Source organism: Vibrio sp. V03_P4A6T147, from assembly GCF_002241085.1.
Lineage (GTDB): Bacteria > Pseudomonadota > Gammaproteobacteria > Enterobacterales > Vibrionaceae > Vibrio > Vibrio anguillarum.
Window position 1 is genome coordinate 1 of sequence record NZ_NDIO01000290.1, and the last position, 6910, is coordinate 6910.

Below are 6910 nucleotides of genomic sequence, written 5' to 3' on the forward strand. Positions count from 1 at the left end.
TAAAGCCAAACGAGTAAATTGAACCCTGTCGGAAGGATTCTGACAAGGAATTACAAAGCACCAAGGTTTGGTCTCTTCAGGAAGAAGACAAGGTTGTTCACGAAGAATAACCACGCAGGATGCTAGGACAGCGTAAGGATACAACAGTTGGCAGGATGCGAGCTGCATGGATTGGCGATGGACACCTTGTGGATAAGGCAGGACAACATCAGGATGATGTTATGGACACCGCTCAAGGAACAAGTGATGAGTATTGACCGGAGTGTTAGTACCATGGAAAGTTTGGACACCGCTAGGATGGCGATGCAGGATGAGCCGAAGAATTGGCCACTATTATGGATGATGCATGGAGCACACAATTTAGTAGCTGGACTGCTGCGAGTAAGACTTTAAGCCTCGACACATGCGTGTTGAGGCTTTTCTTATTACTTGCATTCTGGCTTTAGCGTGTTGTTGCTTCAAAAAAAGTTCATATGATAAGTGCAGCAAAATAATAACAACAAAAAAACAATCTAGATCAATTACCTCATCGTTCGGTTGGTTTAATTTTCGGCTTCTTTGCAAAAATAGAGTACCAGATTTTATCTGGGCTAAGGCGTATTGCCCTGAGCCTAGTTGAGTCTTTCGGTATTATTTTGCGGCTAACAAGGATTGTACGTGACAACCGTAACAAGAAGAACGCTTCTTCTCCCTTACACCGATTCGTTAGAGTCTGATTTTTTGATGCTCAATTGTTGCGCCAAAAATCGGGCACAGATGAATGGCCCTAAAACGGTCGCTTCAGCAAAACAGCTTTTTCAACGAGTGCTTCATGATCCTCATTTATACGCAATGGCGGTGTTAGATAATTATAACCGCGAATACATGGGGCATTTGTTCATTGAACTTGACGAAGAGCGAGCAGAACTCGGTTTTCTGTTTGATAAATTGTATTGGGGCAAAGGCATTGCAACTGAGGCATTGAAGGCTTTTTTACCTAAAGCAGCCTACCAATTGCAACGACAAAAAATTACAGCCACTGCTAATATTGGCCACCATGCCTCTATTGCGGTACTCAAAAAACTCGGCTTTGAGCTGTTGGGTGAGAAAGAAGATGTTTTTGGCCCTTATTGGGAATTTGAGTTTACATACGATGAGGCGGCAAATGAAAAGCAGATGGCCTAAAGCCTATCATTTGTAATTCACCTTGGTAGCAGTCGTCACCTAGTGCAGAAAACTCAAACCAATAAACGGTATGCCAACGCCAGAGTCCTTCTGGCGTTTTGAATTTGTGGCGTCCAAAAGCAACGCTGATCAGCTGTAAGTCGAGTTGTTCGCATTTTCGACTGATCGCCGCTTTTGCCAATTCGGCTTGGCGACGCTGTTGCCAGAAAAGAAAGCAGCCCAAGCTGAGTAATAAAATAGCCAATAGATCGCCTAGCATAAACATTCCAGTTATTGAGTTTTGGTCGCTTGCTGTAAGCGAATTAAGGCATCGGCTAATTCGAACGAAGGGCTAGAATGCAGCAGTGGCAGCAGTACCATTCGCAGTTCTGGCAGCATCACTAAATCAGCAAAGAGCTGGTTAAAGAGGGCTTGATTGCCTGTTTGCGCCAAGCGTAATAAAAACGTTTCGGCAAGCAATGGGTTAGACAATACATGCCACGAGCGCCCTGCAATGGCAATTAATATCTCTTGATGGCTCAAGCGTGGGCTTTGCAGAATACGTTCAACCAAGGTCGCGGTGAGTGCATTATTCGCACCTGATAAGGCTCGTATTAAAGCAGAGAGTAAGAACAGATCAGGTTCGTGGCTTTCGATGTGCAGCATTGCCATCTCTTGCAAACGCAGCGCCAACTTATCATTCAACGGTGCACTATGTTCGAGTGCCCCCAGCAGGGCATACAAAGGCTGAGCGGGGAGGTGGTTTAATGCTTTCCTTAGTAACACGCTATTTTGTTCTTTGTTTAAACGAGCACAAATATCAGTAATGCCTTGTAAGCCGACCGTCTGCCAGTTTTCCCAGCCTAAATCTCCACTAAAATAGTGTTGCGCATGCTCATAATATTGGCTTGATGGTAGGTTCAACTGGGCGCGTATTTGGCTGTGGAATACTGCCATTTTGTCGTCGCTCGGTTTAAAGGTATAAGGGTTATTGGCAAGCTTTTGCTGCTGCTCATCGCTGAGGTCTTGATGCAAACGTGACCCCATCGCTTCAAGTACAAACTTGATGAAGTTACCTATCTCAGCTTGTTTGAGTAGGCCGCGTTCATCCAAAGAGAATTTAAGAAACCAGATCCAAGGTTGTTGGGCTTGGTTCCAATACGCGATGGCAAGATGAGCATGACGCTGCAATGGATAGGGATACGGTTGTTGACCTTTTTCTACTTGAGAAAAGTGTGTATTTTCAATCGGGCAGATGCGTCTTCCTAAATCAAAGATCCGATATTGGCTACCACTATTGGTGAGCAATTGGCTAAGCGTATGAATGGTATCCATGGATAAAGTGGCCTTAACTTGTGTTCTTGAATAACTATTTTTGATCAATAACTCTCTTTGAACAATAAATGGTACTCTATAGCCCATTTTCAAGGTCACTTAGCAAATTAACTTGGTGAATAATGACAGTAAGCACAGAACTTACCCACCTGTTGAAGCAATTAGAAACTCAGCTACGCAATACTCAGTGCTGGCAATCTCAGCCGCCAAGCGAAAGCGCATTGATGAGCACAGAGCCTTTCTCCATCGATACCCTCACTCCGGAGCAGTGGCTGCAGTGGATTTTCATCCCCAAAATGTTATTGGCAATTGAGCAGCAAACAGAGCTTCCTCAAGGGTTTTCGCTCACTCCCTATTTTGAAGAGGCATGGCAACATCAAGCGGAATTGGCTGAGGTGATTGCGCTGCTACGTTTGATTGATGAGGTAAGCCAACCATGTTAGAGATTCTGTATCAGGACGATGATTTGGTCGCCGTGAATAAACCCGCAGGAATGCTGGTGCATCGCTCATGGTTAGATAAACACGAAACGCAATTTGTGATGCAAACGCTGCGCGATCAAATTGGCCAGCATGTGTTTCCCCTACATCGATTAGATAGGCCAACTTCTGGCGTGCTTGTGTTTGCGCTCTCCAGTGAAGTGGCGGCGCAAATGATGCCGATGTTTGCCAACCATCAAATGGAAAAAACGTACCATGCGATTGTGCGTGGTTGGATTGAACAAGGGGATGTGCTTGATTACCCACTCAAAATCGAGCTAGATAAAATTGCCGATAAGTTTGCCAAACAAGATAAAGAAGCCCAAGAAGCGATCACCGCTTATCAACCATTAGCGACAGTAGAAGTGCCGTATTCAACCGGGCGTTTCCCAACCAGCCGCTACTGTTTGGTGGAAATGAAACCGCAAACGGGCCGTAAACATCAGTTGCGTCGTCATATGCACCATTTGAGTCATCCGATTATTGGTGATACCACTCATGGTGATGGCAAGCACAACCGCCTATTTCGCGATCATTATGACGCGCAGCGTCTGATGCTCCATGCCTCTGAATTACGTTTTACTCATCCGTTTACTGGCCAAGCATTAGTGCTTAAAGCTGGTTTTGATGAGGTATGGCAAAGGCTGTTTACTCAGTTTGAGTGGAGCCAGCCGATATAAAAACAAAACCCTCGCGATGCGAGGGTTTTGAGTATTGGGATGTAACTGAAAGTGGTGTAGTTCATCGAGCTATTCAGTTCATAAAACTGACAGCTTACAAAATGCTCGCTACTTTGCTAAATATTCTTGAATGGAGCGCTCGATGCCTTTGGCATCTAAACCTAATTCTGCATGCAGCTCTTCTTGTGTGCCTTGAGCGATGAATTGATCAGGCAAACCTAAATTGAGTACCGGTTTTAGGATTTTCTCTTTCATCATCAATTCAATGACACCAGCACCCGCACCACCTGCAATCGCATTCTCTTCCAAGGTCACTAGCACATCATGTTGCGCAGCCAGTTGGCGAATGAGTGTTTCATCAAGGGGCTTAACAAATCTCATGTCAGCCACTGTTGCATTTAGCTTATCGGCTGCTTCAAGCGCGTTTGGTAGGAAAGTGCCAAAGTTGAGGATCGCGATTTTTTCATTCGCGATAGCCGTGTCACATTGGCGCATAATGCGTCCTTTGCCAATCTCTAACGCACTAAATTGGGTTTGGATTTCGACTCCCATGCCATTGCCACGAGGATAACGCACGGCGCTTGGCCCTGTGTGTTTATGGCCGGTATAGAGCATTTGTCGGCACTCATTTTCATCGGCGGGTGCCATGATCACCATGTTGGGAATGCAGCGCATGAAGCTTAAATCAAACGCACCTTGGTGAGTTTGGCCATCAGCTCCGACTAACCCTGCACGGTCAATGGCAAACATAACCGGTAAATTCATGATGGCAACATCGTGGATCAGTTGATCATAACCCCGTTGTAAAAAGGTTGAGTAGATCGCCACTATCGGATGATCTCCCGCAATCGCCATACCTGTCGCAAGGGTGACGGCATGTTGCTCAGCAATCGCCACATCAAAATATTGTTGTGGGAACTCTTTTGAAAAGCGAACCATGCCAGAGCCTTCGCGCATCGCGGGTGTAATCGCCATTAATTTTGGATCTTGCGCGGCCATGTCGCATAAAAAATCGCCAAAGATTTTAGAAAAAGTAGGTTTAGCATTGCTGCTTTTTGGCAGGCTAGTGTGCCTCGGGTCAAATTTAGGAACGCCATGGTAACCAATCGGATCTTTTTCGGCGGGCTCATAACCTTTGCCTTTTTTGGTCATGATGTGCAAAAACTGCGGGCCTTTGAGCTCGCGCATGTTGCGTAATGTCTTGATAAGTTCAATCACATCATGGCCATCTACTGGGCCGATATAGTTAAATCCAAGCTCTTCAAACAAGGTGCCGGGTACGACCATGCCTTTCAAGTGCTCTTCTGTGCGGCGTACCAGCTCTTTGATAGGCGGTATGCCAGAGAGCACTTTTTTGCCCCCTTCACGGATCGAGGTATAAAGGCTACCGGAAAGCAGTTGCGCTAAATGGTTATTCAGTGCGCCCACGTTTTCAGAGATCGACATTTCGTTGTCGTTGAGCACGACTAACATATCCGGATGAACGTCGCCAGCATGGTTCATTGCTTCAAAGGCCATGCCTGCGGTGATAGCACCATCACCAATCACGCCCACCACTTTGCGATTTTTCCCTTCTTTACCTGCACTGATCGCCATCCCTAAGGCGGCACTGATTGAGGTGGACGAGTGGCCGACAGAGAGCGTGTCATATTCACTTTCTTCACGCCAAGGAAAAGGATGAAGACCGTCTTTTTGACGAATGGTCGACATTTGCTCGCGGCGACCAGTTAATATTTTGTGCGGGTAAGCTTGGTGGCCTACATCCCAAATCAGCTGATCAAAAGGGGTGTTATAGACGTAGTGTAGGGCAACCGTTAATTCAACCGTGCCTAAGCCTGACGCAAGGTGGCCACTCGACTGACTGACGGAATTAAGAAGGTAGTTTCTTAATTCATCACACAACGTTGGCAGAACCTCTTTCGGCAGACTGCGCAGTTCATCGGGTGTATTTGCTAAAGCCAGTGTTGGGTATTTTGAAATATCAAGAGTCATAATTTTGCGCGCTTATAGTTTAGTTCTTGCGCTCGACGACGTATCGGGCGAACTCTTCGAGTGATTCTGTATTGTAGGGTATTGCTTCCAAGGCTTGAAGAGCTTCCTGTAACAGACTTTGTGCTTTATCAATAGCACCTTGTAACCCTAGCAGCGCTGGGTAGGTACTTTTATTGAGTTGTTGATCCGAGCCTTGGGGTTTACCTAATGTCTCAGTATCGCTAACGATATCCAAAATATCATCTTGAACTTGGAATGCGAGACCAACGGCATCGGCATAGCGATCCAATTGTGGTAGTACCGCAAGCCCTTTTTCACCAGCCGCAAGCGCACCTAAACGGATTGCACAACGCATCAAGGCTCCCGTTTTATTGCGATGGATCTCTTCTAATTCCTGCACTGAAACCAGACGATTTTCCGCTTGCAGATCTAACGCTTGCCCTATACACATACCTTGAGCACCGGAAGCTTGAGCCAACATTTGGACCATCTTAATGCGGTTGACTTGCGCATGTTCGGCGAGTTGACCTTCTGCCAAAATAGTAAAGGCCAGTGTTTGCAGGGCATCGCCCGCTAAAATCGCGATGGCTTCGTCAAATTCGATGTGACAAGTGGCTTTACCGCGACGCAATTCATCGTCGTCCATCGCGGGAAGGTCATCGTGGATCAATGAGTAAGCATGAATACATTCTATTGCGCAGGCTGGGGCATCGAGTTCATCTGGCGTACAACCAAGCATTTGCCCCGTGATATACACCAAATAAGGTCGAGCTCTTTTGCCGCCAAGTAACAAACCGTAGCGCATCGCGTCAATCAACGGTTGTTTTTGGTGCGGTAAACGGCCTAACCAAAGGTTTAATTGGTCAATATTTCTTTGCTGATAGGAGCTCAGAGCCTCAATCATAGGGCACTCTTTCTACTAAGTTGTGGTATCTACTAGGTTACGATCGACCGTTTCCCTGTGACTTAATTGACAGGTTCATGTCACATAGCGAGCGATGAGATCGATAAATATGAGTCAGTAATAAGTATGTATCAGTAATACGTGCCTATTACTCAGGTAGTTCAGTAAAGTCAGAGAGTGGCGCGTCATCGCTCGCACTGAGCAAAATACTGACTCGCTGCTCCGCTTCACTTAACTTACTTTGTCCAGCACGAGCAAGGGATATTCCGCGCTCGAATTTTTTTAGCGCATCATCTAAGGCTAAATCGCCATTTTCTAGCTGTTCCACTAAGCTATCAAGTTCTTCGATTGTCGCTTCGAAGGACATATTTTCAGGT

Annotated in this window: 8 protein-coding genes; 3 read left to right on the top strand and 5 right to left on the bottom strand. The window is 46.1% G+C overall.

The features are described 5' to 3' along the window. Positions 1-651: 651 nt before the first annotated feature. Positions 652-1164, top strand: a complete 513-nt coding sequence (locus tag B9J84_RS11300; RefSeq protein ID WP_013857407.1) for a GNAT family N-acetyltransferase — start codon at positions 652-654, stop codon at positions 1162-1164. Here the strand turns inward: B9J84_RS11300 and B9J84_RS11305 are convergent. Together B9J84_RS11305 and B9J84_RS11310 are read right to left on the bottom strand one after the other, a co-directional pair. Continuing rightward, a complete protein-coding gene (locus B9J84_RS11305; protein WP_017045584.1) occupies positions 1124-1423 on the bottom strand; it encodes a DUF3301 domain-containing protein in 300 nt (99 codons plus the stop codon). The two genes, B9J84_RS11300 and B9J84_RS11305, sit on opposite strands and share 41 nt — an antisense overlap. A gap of 11 nt (positions 1424-1434) precedes the next feature. Next, positions 1435-2478, bottom strand: coding sequence for a DUF3549 family protein (locus tag B9J84_RS11310; RefSeq protein ID WP_088733048.1), 1044 nt, complete (start codon positions 2476-2478; stop codon positions 1435-1437). A gap of 122 nt (positions 2479-2600) precedes the next feature. On the opposite strand from B9J84_RS11310, the gene B9J84_RS11315 reads away from it, so the two are divergent. Both B9J84_RS11315 and truC read left to right on the top strand, forming a co-directional pair. Beyond that, entirely contained in the window at positions 2601-2921 is a 321-nt protein-coding gene (locus B9J84_RS11315; protein ID WP_017047976.1) for a YqcC family protein, read from the top strand. Further along, a complete protein-coding gene (gene truC / locus B9J84_RS11320) occupies positions 2915-3637 on the top strand; it encodes a tRNA pseudouridine(65) synthase TruC (protein WP_017045581.1) in 723 nt (240 codons plus the stop codon). Before B9J84_RS11315 ends, truC begins: the two co-directional genes overlap by 7 nt. A 108-nt stretch (positions 3638-3745) precedes the next feature. On the opposite strand, the gene dxs is transcribed toward truC, so the two are convergent. The 3 genes from dxs to xseB all read right to left on the bottom strand — a co-directional run. Further along, entirely contained in the window at positions 3746-5629 is a 1884-nt protein-coding gene (gene dxs / locus B9J84_RS11325; protein WP_094124160.1) for a 1-deoxy-D-xylulose-5-phosphate synthase, read from the bottom strand. Positions 5630-5648: 19 nt separating this feature from the next. Then, positions 5649-6533 (bottom strand): (2E,6E)-farnesyl diphosphate synthase, encoded by an 885-nt coding sequence (gene ispA, locus B9J84_RS11330; protein WP_094124161.1) that lies wholly within the window; start codon positions 6531-6533, stop codon positions 5649-5651. 148 nt (positions 6534-6681) lie between these two features. Then, on the bottom strand, positions 6682-6910 hold a 229-nt coding region (gene xseB / locus B9J84_RS11335; protein ID WP_094124162.1), incomplete at its 5' end, for an exodeoxyribonuclease VII small subunit.

What these genes read in the sequence shown, in the direction of transcription:
- ispA (WP_094124161.1), bottom strand. Translation starts at nt 6,533, where the DNA reads ATGATTGAGGCTCTGAGCTCCTATCAGCAAAGAAATATTGACCAATTA.
- B9J84_RS11310 (WP_088733048.1), bottom strand. Translation starts at nt 2,478, where the DNA reads ATGGATACCATTCATACGCTTAGCCAATTGCTCACCAATAGTGGTAGC.
- B9J84_RS11315 (WP_017047976.1), top strand. Translation starts at nt 2,601, where the DNA reads ATGACAGTAAGCACAGAACTTACCCACCTGTTGAAGCAATTAGAAACT.
- B9J84_RS11305 (WP_017045584.1), bottom strand. Translation starts at nt 1,423, where the DNA reads ATGCTAGGCGATCTATTGGCTATTTTATTACTCAGCTTGGGCTGCTTT.
- truC (WP_017045581.1), top strand. Translation starts at nt 2,915, where the DNA reads ATGTTAGAGATTCTGTATCAGGACGATGATTTGGTCGCCGTGAATAAA.
- dxs (WP_094124160.1), bottom strand. Translation starts at nt 5,629, where the DNA reads ATGACTCTTGATATTTCAAAATACCCAACACTGGCTTTAGCAAATACA.